The sequence below is a fragment of the Nocardiopsis sp. iso_238 genome (assembly GCF_056173325.1).
This window is the reverse complement of sequence record NZ_CM149668.1, coordinates 1,373,074-1,394,658: the sequence shown is the minus strand read 5'-3', so window position 1 is coordinate 1,394,658 and position 21,585 is coordinate 1,373,074. Positions and strand designations below refer to the sequence as shown.

General features: G+C 71.4%; 24 protein-coding genes. 14 read left to right on the top strand and 10 right to left on the bottom strand.

Annotation, left to right across the window (positions count from 1 at the left end; all coding sequences use genetic code 11):
- Nucleotides 1–52 precede the first annotated feature (52 nt).
- Both AC0VYL_RS06240 and AC0VYL_RS06235 read left to right on the top strand, forming a co-directional pair.
- The gene (locus AC0VYL_RS06240; RefSeq protein ID WP_475460224.1) at nt 53–700 is read left to right on the top strand and encodes a DUF305 domain-containing protein; all 648 of its coding nucleotides are present in this window, start codon (nt 53–55) and stop codon (nt 698–700) included.
- A 67-nt stretch (nt 701–767) separates the two neighbouring features.
- Nucleotides 768–1,661, top strand: coding sequence for a F510_1955 family glycosylhydrolase (locus AC0VYL_RS06235; RefSeq protein WP_475482562.1), 894 nt, complete (start codon nt 768–770; stop codon nt 1,659–1,661).
- Between the two features lie 52 nt (nt 1,662–1,713).
- On the opposite strand, the gene AC0VYL_RS06230 is transcribed toward AC0VYL_RS06235, so the two are convergent.
- Nucleotides 1,714–2,547: a MetQ/NlpA family ABC transporter substrate-binding protein gene (locus tag AC0VYL_RS06230; protein WP_475460220.1), complete on the bottom strand. Its 834-nt coding sequence runs from the start codon at nt 2,545–2,547 to the stop codon at nt 1,714–1,716.
- 274 nt (nt 2,548–2,821) lie between these two features.
- On the opposite strand from AC0VYL_RS06230, the gene AC0VYL_RS06225 reads away from it, so the two are divergent.
- Entirely contained in the window at nt 2,822–3,943 is a 1,122-nt protein-coding gene (locus tag AC0VYL_RS06225; protein ID WP_475482561.1) for an ADP-ribosylglycohydrolase family protein, read from the top strand.
- Here the strand turns inward: AC0VYL_RS06225 and AC0VYL_RS06220 are convergent.
- Both AC0VYL_RS06220 and AC0VYL_RS06215 read right to left on the bottom strand, forming a co-directional pair.
- Nucleotides 3,897–4,886: a GNAT family N-acetyltransferase gene (locus AC0VYL_RS06220; protein ID WP_475482560.1), complete on the bottom strand. Its 990-nt coding sequence runs from the start codon at nt 4,884–4,886 to the stop codon at nt 3,897–3,899. The two genes, AC0VYL_RS06225 and AC0VYL_RS06220, sit on opposite strands and share 47 nt — an antisense overlap.
- Before the next feature lie 133 nt (nt 4,887–5,019).
- A complete protein-coding gene (locus AC0VYL_RS06215; RefSeq protein WP_475482559.1) occupies nt 5,020–5,847 on the bottom strand; it encodes an SGNH/GDSL hydrolase family protein in 828 nt (275 codons plus the stop codon).
- A 358-nt stretch (nt 5,848–6,205) separates the two neighbouring features.
- Here AC0VYL_RS06215 and AC0VYL_RS06210 point away from each other — a divergent pair, with 358 nt between their 5' ends.
- The gene (locus AC0VYL_RS06210; RefSeq protein ID WP_475460214.1) at nt 6,206–6,535 is read left to right on the top strand and encodes a hypothetical protein; all 330 of its coding nucleotides are present in this window, start codon (nt 6,206–6,208) and stop codon (nt 6,533–6,535) included.
- Nucleotides 6,536–6,785: 250 nt separating this feature from the next.
- On the opposite strand, the gene AC0VYL_RS06205 is transcribed toward AC0VYL_RS06210, so the two are convergent.
- A complete protein-coding gene (locus tag AC0VYL_RS06205; RefSeq protein WP_475460212.1) occupies nt 6,786–7,274 on the bottom strand; it encodes a GNAT family N-acetyltransferase in 489 nt (162 codons plus the stop codon).
- 240 nt (nt 7,275–7,514) lie between these two features.
- Between AC0VYL_RS06205 and AC0VYL_RS06200 the strand changes: the two genes are divergently transcribed.
- The 3 genes from AC0VYL_RS06200 (at nt 7,515) to AC0VYL_RS06190 (ending at nt 9,259) form a co-directional block, all read left to right on the top strand.
- A complete protein-coding gene (locus tag AC0VYL_RS06200; RefSeq protein ID WP_475482558.1) occupies nt 7,515–7,934 on the top strand; it encodes a hypothetical protein in 420 nt (139 codons plus the stop codon).
- A 78-nt stretch (nt 7,935–8,012) separates the two neighbouring features.
- Complete coding sequence (locus tag AC0VYL_RS06195; RefSeq protein ID WP_475482557.1) at nt 8,013–8,819, top strand: SDR family oxidoreductase; 807 nt, start codon at nt 8,013–8,015, stop codon at nt 8,817–8,819.
- Between the two features lie 89 nt (nt 8,820–8,908).
- Entirely contained in the window at nt 8,909–9,259 is a 351-nt protein-coding gene (locus AC0VYL_RS06190; RefSeq protein WP_475460206.1) for an antibiotic biosynthesis monooxygenase family protein, read from the top strand.
- A gap of 6 nt (nt 9,260–9,265) precedes the next feature.
- Here the strand turns inward: AC0VYL_RS06190 and AC0VYL_RS06185 are convergent, their stop codons facing one another.
- Complete coding sequence (locus AC0VYL_RS06185) at nt 9,266–10,039, bottom strand: class I SAM-dependent methyltransferase (RefSeq protein WP_475482556.1); 774 nt, start codon at nt 10,037–10,039, stop codon at nt 9,266–9,268.
- Between the two features lie 264 nt (nt 10,040–10,303).
- On the opposite strand from AC0VYL_RS06185, the gene AC0VYL_RS06180 reads away from it, so the two are divergent.
- Nucleotides 10,304–11,278, top strand: coding sequence for a GNAT family N-acetyltransferase (locus AC0VYL_RS06180; RefSeq protein ID WP_475482555.1), 975 nt, complete (start codon nt 10,304–10,306; stop codon nt 11,276–11,278).
- A 132-nt stretch (nt 11,279–11,410) separates the two neighbouring features.
- Here AC0VYL_RS06180 and AC0VYL_RS06175 read toward each other — a convergent pair whose 3' ends face one another.
- The gene (locus AC0VYL_RS06175; protein WP_475482554.1) at nt 11,411–12,175 is read right to left on the bottom strand and encodes a nucleotidyltransferase domain-containing protein; all 765 of its coding nucleotides are present in this window, start codon (nt 12,173–12,175) and stop codon (nt 11,411–11,413) included.
- Nucleotides 12,176–12,274: 99 nt separating this feature from the next.
- Between AC0VYL_RS06175 and AC0VYL_RS06170 the strand changes: the two genes are divergently transcribed.
- Nucleotides 12,275–13,105 carry a phosphotransferase gene (locus AC0VYL_RS06170; RefSeq protein WP_475482553.1) on the top strand — a complete coding sequence of 277 codons (831 nt, stop codon included), beginning with the start codon at nt 12,275–12,277 and terminating at the stop codon, nt 13,103–13,105.
- Between the two features lie 16 nt (nt 13,106–13,121).
- On the opposite strand, the gene AC0VYL_RS06165 is transcribed toward AC0VYL_RS06170, so the two are convergent.
- Entirely contained in the window at nt 13,122–14,840 is a 1,719-nt protein-coding gene (locus AC0VYL_RS06165; protein WP_475460196.1) for a BCCT family transporter, read from the bottom strand.
- 392 nt (nt 14,841–15,232) lie between these two features.
- On the opposite strand from AC0VYL_RS06165, the gene AC0VYL_RS06160 reads away from it, so the two are divergent.
- Entirely contained in the window at nt 15,233–15,832 is a 600-nt protein-coding gene (locus AC0VYL_RS06160) for an HAD family hydrolase (protein ID WP_475460194.1), read from the top strand.
- Between the two features lie 76 nt (nt 15,833–15,908).
- Here AC0VYL_RS06160 and AC0VYL_RS06155 read toward each other — a convergent pair whose 3' ends face one another.
- Entirely contained in the window at nt 15,909–16,796 is an 888-nt protein-coding gene (locus tag AC0VYL_RS06155; RefSeq protein ID WP_475460192.1) for an alpha/beta fold hydrolase, read from the bottom strand.
- A gap of 418 nt (nt 16,797–17,214) precedes the next feature.
- Nucleotides 17,215–18,033, bottom strand: coding sequence for an aldo/keto reductase (locus AC0VYL_RS06150; RefSeq protein ID WP_475460190.1), 819 nt, complete (start codon nt 18,031–18,033; stop codon nt 17,215–17,217).
- Between the two features lie 259 nt (nt 18,034–18,292).
- Here AC0VYL_RS06150 and AC0VYL_RS06145 point away from each other — a divergent pair, with 259 nt between their 5' ends.
- Complete coding sequence (locus AC0VYL_RS06145) at nt 18,293–19,111, top strand: TIGR03619 family F420-dependent LLM class oxidoreductase (protein WP_475482552.1); 819 nt, start codon at nt 18,293–18,295, stop codon at nt 19,109–19,111.
- A gap of 1 nt (nt 19,112) precedes the next feature.
- Here the strand turns inward: AC0VYL_RS06145 and AC0VYL_RS06140 are convergent, their stop codons facing one another.
- Complete coding sequence (locus tag AC0VYL_RS06140) at nt 19,113–19,349, bottom strand: hypothetical protein (RefSeq protein ID WP_475460186.1); 237 nt, start codon at nt 19,347–19,349, stop codon at nt 19,113–19,115.
- A gap of 108 nt (nt 19,350–19,457) precedes the next feature.
- On the opposite strand from AC0VYL_RS06140, the gene AC0VYL_RS06135 reads away from it, so the two are divergent.
- The 3 genes from AC0VYL_RS06135 (at nt 19,458) to AC0VYL_RS06125 (ending at nt 21,574) form a co-directional block, all read left to right on the top strand.
- Nucleotides 19,458–19,907, top strand: a complete 450-nt coding sequence (locus AC0VYL_RS06135) for an N-acetyltransferase family protein (RefSeq protein ID WP_475460184.1) — start codon at nt 19,458–19,460, stop codon at nt 19,905–19,907.
- Nucleotides 19,908–20,050: 143 nt separating this feature from the next.
- Nucleotides 20,051–20,662: an isochorismatase family protein gene (locus AC0VYL_RS06130; RefSeq protein ID WP_475482551.1), complete on the top strand. Its 612-nt coding sequence runs from the start codon at nt 20,051–20,053 to the stop codon at nt 20,660–20,662.
- Nucleotides 20,663–20,674: 12 nt separating this feature from the next.
- A complete protein-coding gene (locus AC0VYL_RS06125; RefSeq protein ID WP_475482550.1) occupies nt 20,675–21,574 on the top strand; it encodes a GlxA family transcriptional regulator in 900 nt (299 codons plus the stop codon).
- Nucleotides 21,575–21,585: the final 11 nt, after the last annotated feature.

The following is a 21,585-nucleotide window of genomic DNA, read 5'->3' as shown; positions in this document are numbered from 1 at the left end:
CGCCGGACCCGGTTCCCGCGCGGCGAGGAGACCACCGAGAGGAAGGGTCGACATGACCCCGTACCAGCGTGCCCTGAAGAAGCGAGCCCTCGGCGCGGCGGCCGCCGCACTCGCCACCGCCCTGTTCGCCACCGCCTGCGGCGACGGGGGTGACGACGCCGCCGACACCACCTCGGAGAGCGAGGAGCAGGTGGCGGAGCACAACGACGCGGACGTGATGTTCGCGCAGATGATGATCCCCCACCACGAGCAGGCCGTCACGATGGCCGACCTCGCCGACACCCGCGCGGGCGACGAGGTCAAGGAGCTGGCGGTGGAGATCCGCGACGCCCAGGGGCCCGAGATCGAGCAGATGGAGACGCTGCTCGACTCCTGGGGGGCCGACCGCGAGTCCGAGATGGACCACTCCGACATGGACGGCATGCTCACCGAGGAGCAGATGACCGAGTTGGAGGGCGCCGAGGGCGAGCGGTTCGACACCCTGTTCCTGGAGTTCATGGTGCTGCACCACGAGGGCGCCGTGGACATGGCCCGCACCGAGCTCGACGACGGCGTCAACCCCGAGGCCCGCGAGCTGGCCCAGGAGATCATCGACGCCCAGGAGAGCGAGATCCAGCAGATGAACGAGCTGCTGGGCGTCGAGGACTCCGGCGAGGACGGTGCCGAGGCCACCGAGGAGGGCGACCACTCGGAGCACTGAGGTCCACGAGGGGGCGGCGCCCGAAGCGCCGCCCCCGTGAACCGAGGTCGGACCGAGAGGGAGAGACATGAACAACGGAACACGCACACGGGCCCTCACCGCGATGGCCGCGGCGGGACTGATCACCGTCGCCTCCGCCTGCTCGAACGGGGACGGTGACAGCGCCCAGGCGGGGGCGGGGGCGGCCTCGGGCAACACGGTGGGGGTCGCCCTGCCCGAACAGGCCCAGCACGTGCACGGTGCCGGGGTGGACCCGGAGTCCGGCGAGGTCCTGGTGGCCTCGCACGCGGGCCTGTACACGCTGCCCGCGCCGGACCGCCGCACTCGGGAGGCGACGGTCCCGACACACGTCGGCCCGGCGATCGACCTCATGGGATTCGCGGTCCAGGGCCCCGGCCACTACCTGGCCAGCGGGCACCCGGAGGGCGACACGGACATGCCGAACCCGGTCGGGCTGATCGAGACCCGGGACGGCGGCGGCAGCTGGGAGGCCCTCTCCCTGGCCGGGGAGTCCGACTTCCACGCGCTGGCCTCCGCCGGTGACCTGGTGGTCGGTTTCGACGGCGCGCTGCGCGCCACCGAGGACGGCGTCGAGTGGACGGACCTGGACCCGGACGTGGAGGCGGCCGCCCTGGCCGTCTCGGACGACGGGCGGACCGTCGTGGCCACCACCCAGCAGGGACCGGTCCGTTCCACGGACGGCGGAGCCGGGTTCGAGGCGGTCCCGGACGCTCCCCCGCTGGCCCTGGTGGACTGGGTCCCCGGGGGTTCGACGGTGTTCGGAGTGGCGGTGGACGGCGGCGTGTACCGCAGTGACGACGCCGGTGGGAGCTGGGAGCGCACCGGTGAGCTGCCCGGTACGCCGGAGGCGTTGCACGCCGACGAGGACCAGGTCATCGTGGTGGCCGACCTCCACGTGGCTCGTTCCACCGACGGGGGCGCCACCTTCGACGGCTGGTGACGCCCTGAGCGCCGGGGCTCCCTCCCTCCGGGGGGAGCCCCTCCGGGCCGGGTCAGCCCGTGGTGGCGGGGATGACGCTGCCCTGGTACTCGTCCTCGATGAACTGGACCGTCTCCGGGGAGGTCAGCAGTTCGACGAGGGTGGCGACGCGGGGGTCGTCGGCGTTGTCGGAGCGGGCCGCGAGGACGTTCACGTAGGAGTTGCCCTCGACCTCCTCCAGGAGGATCGAGTCCTCCTCGAAGTCCAGCCCGGCCTCCTGCGCGTAGTTGTTGTTGACGATGGCCGCGTCGACGTCGTCCAGGGAGCGGGGCAGCTGTGCCGCCTCCACCTCGCGGAAGTCGAGGTCGAGGGGGTTGTCCTCGATGTCGTTCAGGCTGAAGGTGGCCTCGTCGATCCCGTCCGCGAGAGTGATCAGGCCGCCCTCCTCCAGCAGGAGGAGCGCGCGGAACTCGTTGGTGGGATCGTTGGGGAGCGCGACCTCGGCACCCTCCTCCAGCTCGTCGAGGGAGTCGACGCGGTTGGAGTAGAGGCCGAGCGGGGGCAGGTAGATCTGCTCGACGGCGACCAGGTCGGTGCCGTTGCCCTCGTTGAACTCCAGGAGGAACGGCTCGTGCTGGTAGAGGTTGACGTCCAGCTGCCCCTCCGCGAGGGCCGTGTTGGGGGCGATGTAGTCGGAGAACTCCTGGATCTCCAGGTGGAGGCCGGCGTCGGCGGCCAGTTCCTCCTGGACGAACGCGAGGATGTCACCGGCCGGGACGGCGGTGGCTCCGACGACGAGGGTGTCGGCTCCGTCGGAGGGGGCCGAGGCGTTCTCGGAGGGAGCACCGCAGGCGGTCACCGCGAACAGGGCCAGAGCGGCGGGGACGGCGAGTGTGGCGCGGCGCATGAGGGTCCTTTGCGTACTGCGGGCTGGTGGTTCAGGAAACGGGAGGAACATCCCGAATTTCCTATTAACCCGATCTTAAATCAGAGATACCGGGAATCCCGGCCCTCGTGACCAACCGCACAGGCCCTGACCAGCCCGAAGGGCGATGGTCAACCCTTGAAGGATCGCACACCGCTCACCGCGGGTCCCGCGCCGGGGTCACCGAGCGCCGCGCTTCGGAAGAGCCCGTCCCGCCGGGCTTGTACGCGGGACCGCTGGCGCCTAGCATCCAGCAATGCGGACCCCCCACCCCCTTCCCGACCGCCTGACCGGCTGCCTGATCGGCGGCGCGGTCGGTGACGCGCTCGGCGCCCCTGTCGAGGGACTCGGACTCGACCAGATCCACGAACGCCACGGCCCCCAGGGGCTCACCGAGTACGTCGAGGGCTCCTACGGGATCGGTGCGATCACGGACGAGACCCAGCTGACCCTGCGCACCTGCGACGCCCTCGTCCGGGCCTCCGTACGCGCGCGGAACAGGGGGATCGGCGGGGCGTCCGTGGGCATGGTGCTCGACGCCTACCTGGAATGGGAGCGCATCCACCGGGACGACGGCCCCGGGCCGCTGGACTCCGACGACCCCCTGAACGCTCCTCGCGGCTACGGCGCCGCCACGGTGGCGGCGCTGCGCCAGGCGCGGAACCGCCCCGCGCCGGTCAACAACTCCAAGGGATGCGCGGCCGTGGTGCGGGTGGCCCCGTGCGGGTTCGGTGTACGCGCGGCGGAGGACGCCTTCGAGCTCGCGACCCGGGTGGCGGCGCTGACCCACGGACACCGGACCGCCCACCTGGCCGCGGGGGTGTTCGCCGCGACCATCTGGGGGCTGGTCCGGGGCGGGGAGATCACTGCCTCCCTCACGCGGGCCCGCGAGCTGCTGGAGGAACGGACCGGCCATGAGGAGGTCTCCCGGGCGCTGGACGCGGCTGCGGCGAAGGCCGACGCGGGTGTCCCCACCGCCCGGGACCTGGCCGAACTCGGTCACGGGTGGACCTCGGAGGAAGCCCTCGCGGTGGCGGTGTGCGTGGCCCTGCGCACCGACGACCTCGCCCGCTCACCAGGCGATCCGAACGTGTCCGGGATCGGCCGGTCCGCGCTGCGGCTGGCCGTCAACCACTCGGGGGACAGCGACACCCTCGGGGCGCTGTGCGGGAGCCTGGTCGGCGCCCGGTACGGGGTGCACGCCTTCCCCGGAGACTGGCAGTCCCGACTGGAGGTGCGGGGCCACGTGATCGGGCTGGCCGCCGACGCCGCGCTGGAGTACGGCCCCTGCCCGCCCTCGACCGAGGACGAATCCTGGACCGGGGTGTCCCCTAGACGTCCGCGCGTTCGAGTTCGAGGTAGCGCTCCTCGACCCTGAAGCCCAGGGCCGTGTTGATGGCGCGCATGTACCCGTTGCCCACGGCGTTCCAGGTCCGCACCGCCGGGCGGTCGGGGAAGTCGCGGATCAGGCGCTCCAGGTTGTGGACCTTGAGGGCCAGGCCCAGGCGGTGGCCCCGGTGCGCGCCCGCCACCAGGGTGTCCTCCTGGCCCACGACGTCCTCGCCCTCCACCAGGGACAGGACCGTGAAGCCCGCGAGCTCACCCGAGGGCGCCTGCGCGACGGTGACCAGGGCGACCGTGCCCGTCGCCGCGCGCCGAGCCTCCAACGCGCGGACGCGTTCCACGTCCCAGACCTCGGGCGCGTACGTCAGGTCCCCGGCGGGCATGTCCCGCTGCATGACCGTGTACAGGTCGGCGTAGGCCTCGACCAGGTCGTCGGGGCAGGCGCCGGTCCACTCGAGCATCCGGTAGGCGCCGGTGTCCGGGCGGAGCCGGGCGAGGAGTGCCGGGTCCACGGGCAGGTCCAGGAGGAGCGAGTCCTCCTCCAGTCCGACGGTGAACCCGTGCGCGAGCGCGAAGCGGGCGCCGGGCCAGGTCTGCCTGGACTCCCCGGCCGGGACGGGGACCTCGGTGGCCGCGACGGTGCGTCCCAGCTCCGCCATCTCCCGTTCGGCCACAGCCAGGAGCCGGGTTCCCAGACCGCGTCGGCGCCGGTCGGGGACGACGGTGACGGACACGTCGGCGTGCTCGGTGTTCTCCTTCAGGCCGAGCTCCAGCATCAGGGTGCCCACCACCCGGTCCCCCTCGTGGGCCGCGTGGAGCTGGTAGGCGATGTCGTCCCGCTCCGTGGTCACCGATCCGCGCAGGGCCTCGCGCGGGATGGCGGCCCCGGTCCCCCGCCCCTCCATCCAGGCCTCCCGGTAGGCCTCGTACCAGGACTCGAAGGCGTGGGCGTCGTGCGGGTCGATCCGGGCGATCATGTGCGGTTCCTCCAGGCGTGACGTCGGCCCCGACATCATGCACGGACCGGACCCACCGGCGCCACGGGTTTTGCCCGTGTCCGCCACCACGTCCCGGAACGGCCGGGTGGGCCCCGGCCGTTCGCGGGTCCGGTCAGAGTGCCTCGGCTGGCTGGGGGACGCCGACGGCCTCGGCCAGGGCGGCGCCGAAGGCGGCCATTCCCCGGGCGTTGGGGTGCAGGGGGGCCGCGACGCTGGTGGGGACCAGGCCCTCCAGGTAGCGCTCGCGGGGCGGCGCGCACACGTCGTGCCCCTCGCTGACGGCGGCGAGATCGACGTAGGTGCCGCCGTGCGCGAGGGTCTGCCGCTCCAGCGCCTCGTTGAGGTGGTTCACCGATCCCTGGATGTAGTCGGCGTCGCGGCCCCACACGGGCTGGACCGGCCAGCAGCCGCCCTCGCGGACATAGGTTCCGTAGCCCGCGACCACGATCTCGGCCTGGGGAGCGCGGTCCCGGATCTCCGTGAGGGCCTGGTCGAGCACCGGCTCCCAGGCGTCGATGTCCCCGGCGACGCGGTCCGTGGTACCGCCCCGGGTGAAGCGCTCCTCGCAGGAGAGGCCGAGCGGCTCACGCAGGAGGTTGACACAGCTCAGCGCGGCGCCGACCAGTTCGACGTCGTTGCCGCCGATGGTCAGGGAGACCAGGTCGGTCTCCTCGCTCAGGGCGTCGTACTGCGGGGCCAGGAGCCCGAACTGCCGACCGGAGAAGTCGGAGACCTTGGCCCCCGAGCAGGTGACGTCGGTGAGGTCGGCGCCGAGCAGGTCGGCGGCGACGCGGGGGTAGTTGCGGTCGGAGCGCAGGCACGCGATGTTCGGGTCCTGGTCCGGAATGAGGGGCCCGGCGGCCGCGGAGTCCCCGAGCGCGACGTAGGCGAGGGGTTCGGCCTCCCGCTCGTCGGCCTGGACGGCAGAGCCCGTAGCCATCCCTATACTCACAGTGACCACGGTGGTCACCGCGATCCTGGTCAACCCTTGCCTGCCCACGAGGCCTCCGTTGGTCCTCGTCTTCGTGTGGTGCTGCTCTCACATGATGTCGAGCCCCGACTGCCCGTGGGAGCGAAAACCACGGAGAGTGATCGGACTGATGCCTTCCGTCCCGCGTTTTCGCAGGTCGAGAAGGCGGCCTCGGGCTTTGGTGACCCGCGGCCAGAACGCGGGCTTCACGGTGGCCTCCGGGGCCCCTCGCCGCACTGGAAACCCTTACGGGGTACTTACTCCAGGCGGGTAGAAGGGTGCAGACGACTGCCATCCGGGCCCCGGCCCATGGAAGAAAAGAAGAGCGATGTTCAGTGACGTGATCGACTGGTTCAAGGGTCTGTTCGGAGATACGGCGGAACAGGTCACGGACGGGGTGACGCAGGGCCTGGACCAGGTGGGCGGCGGAGCCGAGGAGGCCATGGGCACCTTCCAGGAGACCGGCCAGGACCTGGTGGGTCAGGACTACGGCCAGTACGCGGAGGACGCCCTGGGCGGCGTGACCGAGGGCGTCACGGACCAGGTGTCCGAGGGCGTCCAGGGGTTCCAGGACCAGGCGGAGACCCTCGGCGGTATCGCTGAGGACCCGATGGGTGCCGCCGCGGACGAGGCCCGGGACCGCTTCGGGCAGGGCTGACCCCACAACGGCGCGGGTGTCCCCGGGTGACCGGGGCACCGGGAAAACCGCGTGACCTCCAGGACCGAGCGGGTTAGCCTCCCCGGCCCCGGTGCCCGCCGTCCGGCGAGGTGCCACGACCGTGGTCGGTCTGGCGTTCCTGCTCGTGCGCACGAGTGCTGAGGCCCCACCCTGTGGGGACGGGCGGGTGAGCTCCCCCGGAGACCCCGGGCCCGTCATGTGGTGAGTGACGGACCCGAGCCGCGCGAGGTTACTCGGCGGGAGCAGCCTGGCCCAGGAACCTCTCAGCGACCACCTGGCCAAACAGAACCTCTCCGGTCGGATCGAAACCCACGCCCCGGTAGAAGCCCTCGGGGCCGCCCTCTCCCGGTACCCACAGGACCGTGATTCGGTTCTGCCTGCGACGGCGAGCCTCGCGGGCGACCGAGTCCACGGCGAACCTGCCGTAGCCCCGGCCCTGGTGCCTGGCGGACACGTTCAGTCGCCAGATCCCGCAGCGGAAGGCATCGATTTCGCTGTCGGGGTCGAAACCTCCCATGACGAAACCGACGACCTCGTCACCGGCGAGGACCAACCGGGGCCAGGCCACGTTCGGCGGGGCCGCGTAGGCCTCCGCCAGGGACCGTTCCACGGGGGCGACGAAGCGTTCCTGGTTAGGGTGGACGCGCAGGTCACAAGCGGCTCCGACGTTCTCCGGGGTGATCCTGGCGAGACGGGGAGCGGGGGGTGTGTCGTTCATGGCACGACTGTAGGACGGCCCAACACACGAAAAAGCCGCTGCGGAATCGAGCCGGGCGTCACCGCCTCCGGGGCCGAGTCGAGCATCGAGCGGCCGCGCCCACGATGGTTCCGTGCCCTCACCGGACTGCGGGCGCGGAAACGATCGGCCGACACCCGTGCGCCGGGACCGCCACATGCCGACTACTCCACGTAGCATTCTCGTTACCCAAAGTCGATGTCGATTCGCTCCGGAGTCCCCGTGAAACTGCCTCTGCGCCCCCACCAGCTGGTCCTGCGCCTCGCCACAGGCGCCTCCATCCTCAACTCCGGGCTGAACAAGCGCGGCGCCGACGAGGACACCGCCATGGGGCTGCACGGGATGGCGGTCGGCACGTACCCGTTCCTGGACAAGATCGACCCGGTCACCTTCGCCCGGCTCCTGTGCGCCGGGGAGATCACCCTGGGCACCGCGCTGCTGGTGCCGCTCGTGCCGAACCGGCTCGCCGGGGCCGGGCTGAGCGCCTTCGCGGTCGGGCTGCTCGGCATGTACCTGCGCACGCCCGGCATGCGCAAGCCGGGCAGCCTCGCACCCACGGCGGACGGTACCCCCCTGTCCAAGGACCTCTGGCTGCTCGGCGCCGGACTCTCGCTGGTGCTGGAGGGCTGCGACAGGGACTGAACCCGACCTCCGGGTTCCGGGCGGGGGACGGCTACTGTGGTGCGGGCCCACCCCTCCCCGACCCGAAGGGCCACCCCCGTGTCCTCCTCCCCTCGTCGCACCGCGCTGGTCACCGGCGCCTCCTCCGGGATCGGGGCCGCCGTGGCCGCCGCCCTCGTCGAACGCGGCTACCGCGTGTTCGGTACCAGCCGCGCCCCGGAGCGGGTCTCCGACCCGTTGCCCGGGGTCGAGTACCTGGCCCTGGACCTGACCGACTACGCGTCCGTCGAGGCCTGCGCGCGTGCAGCCGGTGAGGTGGACGTGCTGGTCAACAACGCGGGCGAGAGTCAGAACGGGCCGATCGAGGAACTGCCCATGGACGCCGTGGAGCGGGTGTTCCGGCTCAACGTGTTCGGCGCGGTCCGCCTCACCCAGCTGGTCCTGCCGGGGATGCGGGCCCGCGGGTACGGGCGCGTGGTGATGGTGGGGTCGATGCTGGCCAGCTTCCCCCTGGCGTACCGGTCCTCGTACGTGGCGACCAAGGCGGCGGTGAAGGGGTTCGCGGACGCCGCGCGGCGCGAGGTCTCGCCGTTCGGGGTGGGCGTGACCACGGTGGAGCCGGGGTCGATCAACACGGGGATCAGCGAGCGACGCACTCAGTACGTGGGCGACGACTCCCCCTTCCGGGACGAGTACCGGACCATGGTGGACACGCTCAACGCCAACGAGGCCAAGGGAGTCTCCGCCGAGCGGGTGGCCCGGACGGTGCTGGGCGCGATCGAGGCGAAGCGGCCGCGCCCGCTGTACGCGGTGGGCAGCAACGCGCCGCTGGTGTTCGCGCTCCGGCGGCTGCTGCCCCGTGCCGCGATGCTGCGCGTCGTGGCCCGCAAGCACGGCCTGGGGTGAACCGTCCCTCCGGGGAGCCCGCCGTGAGCTGGCGCGTCGAGTCCCTTAGGTTGGCCCTGACAGGGATCAGACCGTCCGGAGGTACACGCGTGACCAGTGTCGTGAAGTTCAACGTCCTGACCGTTCCCGAGGGTGAGGGTTCCACGTTGGAGGAGAGGTTCGCCAAGCGGGCCGGACTCGTGGAGAACCAGGAGGGGTTCGAGGAGTTCCAGCTGCTGCGGCCGGTCGAGGGCACCGACAAGTACCTCGTGTACACCCGCTGGCGGTCCGAGGAGGACTTCCAGAACTGGGTGAACGGGCAGGCCTTCCGGAAGGGCCACGCCCAGGCCGCGGCCGACGCCAGGAAGGACGGCCACGCCCACGGCGGTCACGGCGGACCGGCGGCGACCAACAGCGAGATCTGGGGCTTCGAGGTCGTCCAGCACGTCAAGGCGGGCTGAGCCGCCTCACCCCCGCGACCGCTCCGGTCTGCGGGCCTCGACCAGGTGACGGGACGAGTGGGCCACGAACGGTCCCCGCTCCTCGATCTGTTCGTGCAGCTCCCGGAGCCGGTCGCGGTGGGCGTCCACGGTGAAGCCGGGGACCATCCACACGACCTTACGCAGGAAGTACACGACCGCGCCGACGTCGTGGAACTCCATCCGGAGCCGTTCCGACCTCAGGTCGACGACCTCCAGCCCGGCGGCCTCCGCCCCGGCGCGGTCGTGGTCAGGGTGTCGGGCCTCGCGCGTCTCCCTGGACTGTGGGCCGAGGAAGTACTCGACCAGCTCGAACACGCTCGACGGCCCCACGTGCTGCGCGAGGTAGGTGCCGCCCGGGGTGAGGACGCGGGCGATCTCGTCCCACCAGACGGTGACGGGGTGCCGGGACACGACCAGGTCGAAGGCGGCGTCCGCGAAGGGCAGCGGGGGTCGGTCGGGGTCCGCGACCACGGCCACACCCCTGGGGTGCAGCAGCCGGGTGGCCTCGACGACGTTGGGCGGCCACCCCTCGGTCGCGACGGTGAGCGGCGGATACGCGGGGATTCCGGCGAGGACCTCACCACCGCCGGTCTGGAGGTCGAGGGCGGCGGTGGCGCGGACCATCCGCTCGCCCATGACGCGCTGGTACCCCCAGGACGGGCGCTGCTCGGTGGCCCGGCCCTCGAACCAGGAGAAGTCCCAGCCCTCGGTCGGTTCGGCGGCGGCCTCGTCGATGAGGGCGTCGAAGTCTCGGATCATGAACCCATGGTCGCCCACCACGACGGCACCGGTCCAACCGCTTTCGTCCCGCCTGTGGACAACCTGCGCCCCGGTCCCGCAAAGGGGTTGCGGCGCCGCGAGAGCGTCGGTACAACTACTAGGGCCGCGCCGACCCCCGGCCGCGGCGACGAAGCGAAAGGAGGCACATCCGATGTTCCCCGTGATCACCGCGTCCGTGTCCTCCCGGGTCGACGACCACCGTTGACCCCGGTGACGGCGGGCGCACACACCGAAGGTGCAGCCTTGACCGTTCTTCCGAACAACCTGACCCTCCGCCCCATCACCGGTCCCGAAGAGCTCGGACTCTTCAACCGGATCCCCTACGTGCTCAACGACGAACTCGCCGACGACCTCGCCCAGGGCCGTCGGCGCCCCTCCTGGATGTGGGTCGCCCTCGACGGCGACCGCCTCCTGGCCCGCCTGTCCTGGTGGTGCCGGACCCAGGACGACTCCCCCTTCCTGTTGGACCTGCTCGACGTGGACGACGACGCCGAGGAGGTCGACCGCGTGGCCGTGGCCGACGCCCTGCTGAGCACCGCCAACGCGGCCCTGTTCCCCGACGGCGTCCCGGTCGCCCGGGGCACCACTCCCCCGCCCGAGTTCCTGCGCTTCGACGTCGCCGACTGGCGCGACGACGAGCGCTCCCGGCGCCGAGTCGATGAACGCCTGGCCGTCGTCGAGAAGTCGGGCGCGGTCCCGCTCGTGGAGCGTCTGCGCTACGAGTGGAGGGCCGGGAACCCGCTCCCCGAGGACAGCGGCCGCCTGGTGTACCGGGGTGTCGAGGGCACCGAGGACATCCTCGGCCTCATGGTCCGTGCCCTGGAGGGCACCCTGGACGCCCACGACCGGATGGACCTCCGGGAACGCTCCTCCGAGGAGGTGGCGGCGGCCAACTTCGCCGACGAGTTCGCGAACTACTCGACACCGCGCTCCTGGTGGCGGGTGGCGACGCTCCCCGACGGCACCCCGGTGGGGTTCGTGATCCCGGCGCGCAACGCCTACCACCCGATCATCAGCTACATCGCCGTGCTGCCCGAGCACCGGGGCAACGGCTACATCGACGACCTGCTCGTCGAGGGGACCCGCGTCCTGGCACGGGAGGGCGGCACGTACGTCCGTGCCGCGACGGACGTCGGAAACGTGCCCATGGCCCAGGCCTTCACCCGGGTCGGGTACGACACCATCAGCGGTGTGGTCAGCATGACCTGGTCCAGGTAGGTTCCCGACCGCCCAAGGCACGACCTGGTCCAGGTAGGTTCCCGACCGCCCAAGGCACGACCTGGTCCAGGTAGGTTCCCGACCGCCCGGGGGCAGGGGTTGCGGCCCCTCCCTCGGCGCGGCGTGGCCGGGTCAGCGGGCCCCGGCGATGACGCGGCCGGTCTCCGCGACCGCGGCGAGCAGGTCCTGTGGGTCCGCGGTCATCCCGGCGACCACGAAGTCCACCTCCTCCAACCCGGCTCTGGACAGCAGGGCCTTGTCGTTGGTCACCCACTCCCCCCGTGCGGCCAGCACGGCGTGGGCCGTGTACGAGGCCGCCTGGGCGATCATCCCCGCGCACTGGGCCACCCGCCCGTGCGGGGCGTGGTCGCGCTCCGCGTAGGCGAGGGTGGCCGAGGCGAACCCGCGCCAGCGCGGCGGGGCGCTCCGCCGGAGCGGGTCCGGGTAGCCGGGGCGGGGCAGGTCCCCGACCAGGACCCGGCCCACGGCGAGTTCGGCCACCACCAGGTAGGTGGGGATGCCCACCAGGTGGAACATGAGCGGTTCCACGCGGAACCGGCCGTGCTCGGCCTCGGCCAGCTCGCGCTCCACCACGTCGAGGTCGCGGTAGTGGACGTCCACCGGGCGGCCGTCGATCCGCAGCCAGGCGCCCCCGTTGAACACGCCGTCGCTCCAGCCGCCGATCTCCGAGACCTCGCCCTCCCATCCGACGTCGCGCAGGTCGCGGGGGGAGAACTCCTCCCGGGAGCCGCGGTAGTAGACGGCGAGATCCCAGTCGCTGTCCGCCCGGTGGGTCCCCTGGGCGCGCGATCCGCCGAGGCTGACCGCCTCGACCCCGGGGAGCGCGGCGAGGCGGTCGGCGGTGGCCGTGAGGAAGTGTTCGTCCGTGAGGGTCATGGTTCCCATGATGGCCGTACCGGGCCGGGTCGCGCTCCCCGTTCCTCCCGCCTGTGGAAACCGGTGGCCCACGGTCACCCCGGTTCCTAGGCTGTGGGCATGGAGCTGCCGCGTTTCGAGGATCCCGCCCTGCGCGACCTGCGCCCGGAGGAGGTGCACGTGGGGCTGTCCGGGGCCCGGGTGTTCCGCCTGTACGACGGCACCGGCCGCCCGGTCGCGGTGTTCAAGGGGGTGCCGACCGACCGCCCCGACCTCGCGGAGGAGCTCGACGACGAGATCTCGCGGACGGTGTGGATGGCCCGGTTCGGCCTGGCGACGCCGCGTGTCCTGGAGTCCGAGCCACGGCCGGAGGGGCCGTCGCGGTGGGTGGTCTCCACCCACCTGCCCGGCACACCGGCCCACGAGCCGGGGGCGGCACGGGAACACCCCCGGTTGGTCGAGGTACTGGCCGAGGCGGCGCGCACGATCCACGCGTCGCACGTCGGCCGAGTGGTGTTCCGGGAGGGACTGGCGGAGAACCTGGAGCAGGCCCGGGAGCGGGTGACGGCGGGTCTGGTCCAGCGCTCCTGGCGGGGGAGCCGGTACGAGGGCACCGACCCGGCCCGTGCTCTGGCGGAGGTGGAGCGGCGGGTGGAGCGGGCCGGTCCCCTGCCGGAGGTGGTGACCCACGGGGACTTCTGCCTGCCGAACGTCCTGGTCACCGCCGACCTCGGGTGGGGGCTCGTGGACCTCGGCCAGGCGGGGCTCTCCGACCCGCACCGGGACCTGGCCGCGATGGTGGGGAGCCTGCTCAGTCACCTGAACCCCCACTTCGGCCAGGCGGACGCGGACCGGTTCCTGGACGCCTACGGCCGGGACCGCGTCGACCCCGAACTGCTCTCCCTGCACTTCGGAGTCGACGACTTCTTCTGGCCGGTGCCCCGGGGGTGACACGTGGCCCGGTGGTTCAGGGTTCCAGGGCCCCGTCGCCCCGCTTCCCGTGACCGTTTCCGTTCCCGTTGCCCTTGCCGTTGCCTCCGTTCCCGCCGTTGCCGTTGCCGTTGCCGCCGGACGACGGACCGCGGTTTCGCCTGTGCTGGCGGCGGAGCCTGCGTGACCGGGCGGACAGCGGCGCGCGGCGGCCCCGCTGGACTCCGGAGCTCTCCGCCGTCTCCGCCTGGAGCGCCCGCACCAGGGAGAACATCATGAAGAAGCCGATCACGAAGAACGGCAGCCCGAACACGATGATCGTCTGTTGCAGCGCGTCCAACCCGCCCACGCCGGAGGCCGTGAGCACGGTCGCGGCCACCACGCCCTCGGTGATGCCCCAGAACACGCGCTGGCGGGTCGGGGACTCCTCCGTCCCCGAACAGAGCATGTCCACCACCAGGGACGCGGAGTCCGACGAGGTGGTGAAGAAGATGATCACGATGACGATGCACATGGCCGAGACGAAGGTGGTCCACGGGTAGTGCGTGAGGAAGGAGAACAACGCGCCGGGGATGTCCCCTTGGCCGACGACCTCCTCCACCAGGCCGCCGCCCTGGTTCATCTCGATGTCGAAGGCCGACAGGCCGAACACGCTGAACCACACGATGCTGAAGGCCGTGGGCAGCCCCAGCACACCCAGCACGAACTCGCGGATGGTGCGGCCCCGGGAGATGCGGGCGATGAAGATGCCGACGAACGGCGACCACGTGATGGTCCACGCCCAGTAGAAGACCGTCCACGTGCCCTGCCAGCCGGTGTTGCCGAACGTGTCGTTCCAGAACGAGAGCGGTATGAGCCACTGCGCGTACACGCCGGTGGTCTCGATGACTCCCTTGGCCAGGTAGAGGGAGGATCCGGCGGCGAACACGAACACCAGCAGCGCCACCGCGATGATGATGTTGATCTGGGAGAGCCACTTGATGCCCACGTCCAGGCCGGTGGCCACGGAGATCACGGCGACGCAGGTGACGATGGCGATGAGGATCAGTTGGTTGACACGGCTCTCCTCGACGCCGAAGAGGGTGTTGAGCCCGCTGTTGATCTGCATGGTGCCGAGGCCGATGGTGACCGCGACACCGAAGAGGGTGCCCAGGACCGCGAAGATGTCGATCACCCGGCCGAAGGGCCCGTTGATCCGGTCACCGAGGAACGGGTGGAAGATCGAACTCACCCGGAAGGGCAGGCCCTTGCGGTAGACGAAGTAGGCGAAGGCCAGGGCGGGCAGGCAGAAGATCGTCCAGGTGTGCAGGCCGAAGTGGTACAGCGTGAAGCCCATGGCCTGCTGCGCGGCCTCGACGGTCTCGGGCGCGGCGTTTCCCTGCGGGGGATTGGCGTAGTGGCTGATGGGTTCGGCCACACCCCAGAACATGAGGATGCTTCCGATTCCAGCCGCGAACAGCATGCAGAACCACGTGAGGTTGCTGTAGTCCGGTCTGCTGTCGGGCGGGCCCAGACGAATGTGCCCAAAACGGCTGAAAGCGATCCAGATGAGAAAGATAAGAAAGGTGGTCACACCGAGGATGTAGAGCCACCCCAGGTGCGACAGGATCCACTCGGACGTGGCACCGAAGACCAGGTCCACCTGATCGGTGAAGGTGATCGCGCAGACCACGAACAACACGGTCAGCGACGCCGAGACGAAGAAGATCGCCGGGTTCGTCTCCAGACCCAGCTTCCGTGCCAGTTTTTCGATCATACCGGCTGCTTTCTGGTGGTTCGGGCTGGTTCGACCAGCGGGGCCCATCCTTTCCCCGACCAGTCGGCCTCGGGCAGAGAGGCGCAAAGTGCAGACGTCTTCTCTTTGGTCACATGCCCACATTCTGACAGCGAAACCGGCCCTCACGGGACAAAGAACCACCACCCCGAGAAAGCCCTCTGAAAACGGTCGACAAAAGCTGACAAAACTTCATCGGCTCATGTTTCACCAGAAAAGGCGATAAAAGCCACCGAACCGGGGTTCAGGGCCAGCCTCCAGGCGGTACCGCCGACCGGTCCCGGGACGGCCGTGAAAGGAGGTTCGTCGCGTGCCTGTGGGGGAAGGAGGGCCTGCGAACCGACCCCCCGACCGTTCGACCCTGGGAGTGCCTCGTGGAAGCAGTGCTGTTCGACATGTTTGGTGTGGTCGCCATGGACCAGTCACCGACGGTCCGCGCCGCGATGGTGGAGTACTCCGGACACGACCACGCCGCCTTCTGGGCCGCGTACTGGGCCCCGCGCCAGGACTACGACCGGGGCGACCTGGACGGGCCCGCCTACTGGCGCGCCGTGGGAGAGCTGCTCGGTGAGCCCTTCGGTCCGGAGCGGATCGAACGGCTGGTCGCGCTGGACCTGGACAGCTGGTCGCGGCTGAACGAGGACTCGGTGGCGCTGGTGACGGAGCTCTCCGACGCGGGCGTGCCGCTCGGGCTGCTCTCGAACATCCCCCCGGAACTGGCGGCGCGCTTCGAGGAGAGACACTCCCGCGTACTGGACCTGTTCCCGACGCGGGGGCTCTCCTGCCGGATCGGCCACGCCAAGCCCGAGGTCGGGGCCTACCGGTGGTGCCTGGAGCGCATGGGCGTCCCCGCCGGTGAGGTGTTGTTCGTGGACGACAACCGGACCAACGTCGAGGCCGCCGGGAAACTGGGGCTCCGGGGACACGTGTTCACGTCGGCGCCCGAACTGCGGCGGGCGCTGGGCCGGGACTGAGCACGGGCTGGTGGCGGTCGTGCGGCCGCCACCAGTGGCGCGTCGGTGTCGTCGGTGTGGTCCGTGGCGGTACCGGTCAGGCGTCGAACTCGCGCAGGAGCTCCGCGACCCTCTCCGGCTGCTCGTACAGGGACAGGTGTCCCGCCCCCTCGATGGTCCGCACGTCGGTGTTCAGGAACCGGCGGGCCGGTCCGTGCAGGCGCGCGGGCGAGAAGAACGGGTCGTGCGACCCCGTGGCGACCCGGACCGGGATACCGGACCAGGCCAGGAAGGACTCCGCGTGCAGCGGGGTCGGCGTGGAGTGCGTGCGGCAGTGACGGGCCACCAGCGTCAGCCACTCGGCCTCGGAGCGGTGCTCCTCGCAGCCGGTGTCCGTGGACGGACCGCTGAGGAACTCGATCAGCCTGGTGCTGGTCTGCTCGTTGGGGTGGATCATCCACGGCAGGGTCGCCCGCATCGACTCCGAGCTGACACCCGCCGCGGTCAACCCGGCCGGGTTGAGCAGGAGCATCCCCGCGACGAGCGGGTTCGGGGTCGAGGACAGCGCGATCGCGGCGCCCCTGGAGTGGCCCAGCACGATGACGGGGCCGTCCGTGATCTGGGGCAGCAGGTCGTCGAGCCACCCACCGTAGGCCTCTATCCGGGCGCCCGCGGTCCGCTGGTTGCAGCTCAGACCCGGCTGTCCCGGAAGGTCGACCAGCAGGACCGGCCGGTCCGCGGCGAGCGCGCGGGCGGCGGGAACCGTGGTGGCGGCGTTGAAGTTGGTGCCAGACAGGACCAGGACCGGGGTTCCGCTTCCACCCGAGGCGCGGAAGGCCTGTGTGGGGCCAAGCCGGGTCTCCATGGGCGGAAGGGGTCCGAGTTCGGGCCACTGGCTCAGGGCTTTGTGGCACCAGGCGTGCACTGACCGCTCAGCGGTTACGGAGCGGTACACGCGCGCTGTGCGCAGGGGGACGACGGTCATGGATCTGGTTTCGCGTAGAGAGAGATGTGGTGTCCGCCGCGTGAACTTTCCCGGCGCACCAGAGAGGACTGTACGCCTCTGTTCGGCCCCCCGCCACTCCGGAGCGGGGGCACCCGGTGTGGTGTCGCTGACCAGCCGCGCACAACGGACTCCTACCCTTCCCGATGTGTCACGGGTTGTTGGTGTTTGCCCTGGTGTAAGGGTTGCTCATCTCGTCCGAAAGTGGACATTCGGCCGAGTGAAGTTTGGTGCGGACCCGGTGCGGTTCTGGGCGTTCGGGATCCGATGACCACCCCTGAGACCAGACCTCTGATCCCATGACGTGCACAGAGGGTGATGGGATGTTCGGGGCCCGCCGAGCGGGACTCGGCGGGCCCGGGGAGGGTGACCGTGACGAGGAACACGGCCGGGTCGTCGGCTAGTTGACCTCGGCGGGGTCCGGGCCGATCCGGCCGTCGCGGTCGAGCGAGCCGATCCGGTCCATGTCCTCGGCGGTCAGCTCGAAGTCGAACACGTCGAAGTTCTCCCGGATGCGCGCCGGGGTCACCGACTTCGGGATGACGACGTTGCCGAGCTGGAGGTGCCAGCGCAGGACGACCTGGGCGGCCGACTTGCCGTGGCGGGCGCCGATCTCGACCAGGACGGGGTCCTCCAGGAGCCCCTTCCCCTGCCCCAGGGGGCTCCAGGCCTCGGTGAGCAGGCCGTGGGCGGCGTTGGCCGCGCGCATCCCGGACTGCGAGAAGTAGGGGTGCAGCTCGATCTGGTTGATCGCGGGCACCACCTCCGCCTCCCCCACGAGGCGCTCCAGGGTGGCGGCCGTGAAGTTGGACACGCCGATCGCCCTGGCGCGGCCCTCGGCGTGGACGCGCTCCATCGCCTTCCAGGTCTCGACGTAGGTGTCGCGCGCCGGGGTGGGCCAGTGGATCAGGTACAGGTCGACGTAGTCGGTGCCCAGGCGCTCCAGGCTGGCGTCGAAGGCCCTCAGGGCGTTGTCGTGGCCCTGGTCGTCGTTCCACAGCTTCGTGGTGAGGAAGATGTCCTCGCGGGCCACGCCGGAGTCGGCGATGGCGCGGCCGGTGCCCTTCTCGTTGTCGTAGATCCGGGCCGTGTCGATGCTGCGGTACCCGGCCTCGATCGCGGTCGAGACGGACCGGTGGGCCTCGTCGTCGGGGACCTGCCAGACACCGAAGCCGAGCTGCGGCATGGTGAGGCCGTTGTTCAGTGTGACGTACTGCAAGGGGATGCCTTTCGACGGTGGCGTGCGGGTCGCGACTCGGGGCTCGCCACGACCCCGCGCAGGTGGGGGCCGGTTCCGGCCCGCCCGCGCGACCCGAGGGTAGACCCGAGCGGCGCGCGGCGACCAATCGGATCCCCGCCGGCGCCGGTGGCCCGGCTGGTCAATCCCGGCGACACGGCCGAGGGAAGGGGGACGCGGTCGCCTCGGTCGGTTTCCGAAGCGCGGGACCAGCGGGGAGCAGCCGGGATACGGTCGCCGCATGAGCGAGCCGACCCGCCTCCAGGTGGTCCTGCCCAACGAGTCGCCCCGAACCCCCGCGCGGACCCTCGTCGACCTGGGCGTACGCGCCGAGGAACTGGGCGCCCACACCGTGTGGCTGCCCGACCACCTCCTGCCGCCCGCGCCCTACGGCACCGCGTTCGGGGGCGTCTACGAACCCCTCGTCACCCTGGCGTACCTGGCGGCCCGCACGGAACGGGTCCGGCTGGGCACGTCCGTCCTGGTGCTGCCGATGCGCGACCCCTTCGTGCTGGCCAAACAGGTGGCCACCCTGGACGAGTTGTCGGGGGGCCGGTTCACGCTCGGAGTGGGCGTGGGGTGGTCCCGCGAGGAGTTCGCGGCGGTGGGGTCGGACTTCGCCACCCGGGGCGCCCGGGCGGACGAGGCGCTGGCGCTGCTGCGGCACCTGTTCGAGGGTGAGGGGGGTTTCCACGGCCGGTTCCACGAGTACGAACGCGGGGTGTTCGCGCCGCGTCCGCCGCGACGGGTGCGCGTAATGGTCGGCGGGGGCTCGGAGCCGGCGCTGCGCCGAGCGGCCGCGTGGGGCGACGAGTGGCAGGGCGTGGACCCGGACCCGGAGGTCTTCCGCGCCGCCCGCACGCGGCTGGGTGAGCTCACCCACCGCCCGGTGGCCACCGGGGTGCGGATGGCGTGGACGGGGGGCGAGGAGGAGTTCGCGCGGGCGGTCGCGCGGTTCCGTGAGCTGGCGGCCACCGGCGCGGACTCCGTCGCCGTGTGGTTCGGGGAGGCGGAGGGCTTCGGGGAGCGCATGGTGCGGTTCGTGGCCGCACTGCGCTGAACTACTTCTGGTTGCCCAGCAGGCCCCGGCCGCCGTACTTCTTGTGGATGGCCTGCTTGGTCACCCCGAGCGACTCCGCGATCCGGGCCCAGGTGGCGCCCTCGTTCCTCGCGCGGCGCACGAGGACCGCCTCCGCTCGCTCGGCCTCACCCCTCAACCGCACCACCGCGTCCAGTCCTTGCAGGGGGTCGCCGCCGTCCATGGCGCGGGCCAGGGCGCTGAGGTGCTCGGTGTCCATGGGTCAACTGTAATTGACCGTGTCCCGGATCGGGAGAGTCCACGCCCAACCGGGGGGAACCGGTCCAAGCCTCCGGGCCCCTCGGAAACGGGTCGCTAGGTTGGGCCCATGCTCACCATCGAACGCGCGCTGAAGACCGACGTGGAGGCGATCGTCGCCCTGCTGGCGGACGACCCCCTGGGCGCCCGCCGGGAGACGCCCGACGACCTGTCCCGCTACGTCGAGGCCTTCGAGGTCATCGACGCCGACCCGCACCAGTACCTGGCCGTCGCCCGCCGTAACGGCCGGGTCGTCGGCACGCTCCAGCTCACCGTGGTTCCGGGCCTGTCCCGGCAGGGGGCCACCCGTGCCCAGATCGAGGCGGTCCGGGTGCACGCCGAGGAACGCGGCGGCGGTCTGGGCTCCACCCTGTTGGAGTGGGCCGAACGCGAGGCCCAGGGGCGCGGCTGCGTGATGTTGCAGTTGACCTCGGACGCCAAGCGCCAGGACGCCCACCGCTTCTACCAGCGGCTGGGATACGAGCCCAGCCATGTCGGCTTCAAGAAGAGACTGGTCTGAACCGGACCCGGGTACGACCGTGACCGTTCCAGGAGTGGCGGGGTCGCACCAGACCCCGCCCGAGTCACATGGTGACCGGATCGGTCCGGCATCGAGCGTGATCGTGCCTGGATCGGCACCCGGGACGCTGCGAGGGTTCGGGTATGAGCACAGACACCCGTACCGGCGCGGCGCTGCTCGTCGTCGACGCGCAGCGGTCCTTCCTCCAGCGTGAGAGCTGGAGCGCCTCCTCCGATCCCGAGGTCGCCGTGCGGATCGGCCGACTCGTCGACCACTTCCGCGATCGGGGCGACCGGGTCGTGTGGATCACGCACGCCGAACCCGGGACCGGGACCGTGTTCGACCCCGTGCGCGGGTTCGTGGAGCCGATGCCCGGGCTGGCCCCGGCGAGCGGCGAGACCCTGCTGACCAAGACCGCGCACAGCGCCTTCACCGGCACCGACCTGCGGCGCCTGCTCACCGGGTGGGGCGTGCGGGAGCTCACCGTCTGCGGGGTGCGCACAGAGCAGTGCTGCGAGACCACCACCCGCATGGGGTCGGAGCTGGGGTTCGCCATGACCTTCGCGGTGGACGCCACCGCCACCGAACCCATCGAGGCCCCGGGGTCCGCGCCCGGACGTTCCCTGCGGGAGGTCCTCGACGACCCCTCGACCCTGCGGCCCCGCGACATCGTCACCCGCACCGTCTACGCGCTGTCCGGCCGCTTCGCCGAGGTGCGCACGGTGGAGCAGATCGTGGCCGACGGCCTCGGCTAGGCTGACCGGATCGTGCGTACGATCGTCTTCCTCCTGCTGCCCGGACTCCACCTGCTGGACCTGGCCGGTCCGGCGCAGGTGTTCTCCACCCTGGCCGGGCCGGACCACCCGGTCGCGCTCCACCACGTCGCCGCTCGGCCCGACGTCCCCACCGCCCAGGGGGTCGGGTTGCGGGCCGAGGTCACCTGGCCCGCGCTCGGCCCGGACGACCTGGTGCTCGTCCCCGGGTGGCGGACCTCCGGTCGCCCTCCGCGCGCCACCCCGGAGCAGATCGGGGCTCTGACCTCCCACCACGCCCGCGGGGGCACGGTGGCGAGCGTGTGTTCGGGGGCCTTCGTGCTCGCGGAGGCCGGTCTGCTGGACGGGCGCCGGTGCACCACCCACCACTCCCTCCAGGAACGCCTCGCCCGGCGCCACCCGCGCGCCCGCGTCGTCCCGGACGTGCTGTACGTGTCCGACGACCGGGTGGTGACCTCGGCGGGCATTGCCAGCGGCATCGACCTCGCCCTGCACCTCGTCACCCGGTGGCACGGGCCGTCCCTGGCGGCCGCCGTGGCCCGGGAGATGGTGGTCTACGCCCGCCGCAACGGGGACGAGCCCCAGGCCAGCGCGGTGCTGAGGTTCCGGAACCACCCGGTGGACCTGGTGCATCGGGCGCAGGACACCATCGACGCCCGGTTCACCGAACCGCTCCCCCTGGGCGGTCTGGCCGCCTCGCTCGGGGTCAGTGAACGCACCCTCACCCGGGCGTTCGGTGAGGCCACAGGACTGACCCCGCTGAGGTACCAGCAGCGATTGCGGTTGGAACGGGCCGAGCTGCTGCTGGCCGAGGGGGCGACGGCGGAGTCAGCCGCCCGGGCCGTGGGGTTCCAGGACCCCCGCATGCTCCGCCGCCTGCGCTCCCGGACCTGACCCTTCCCCGC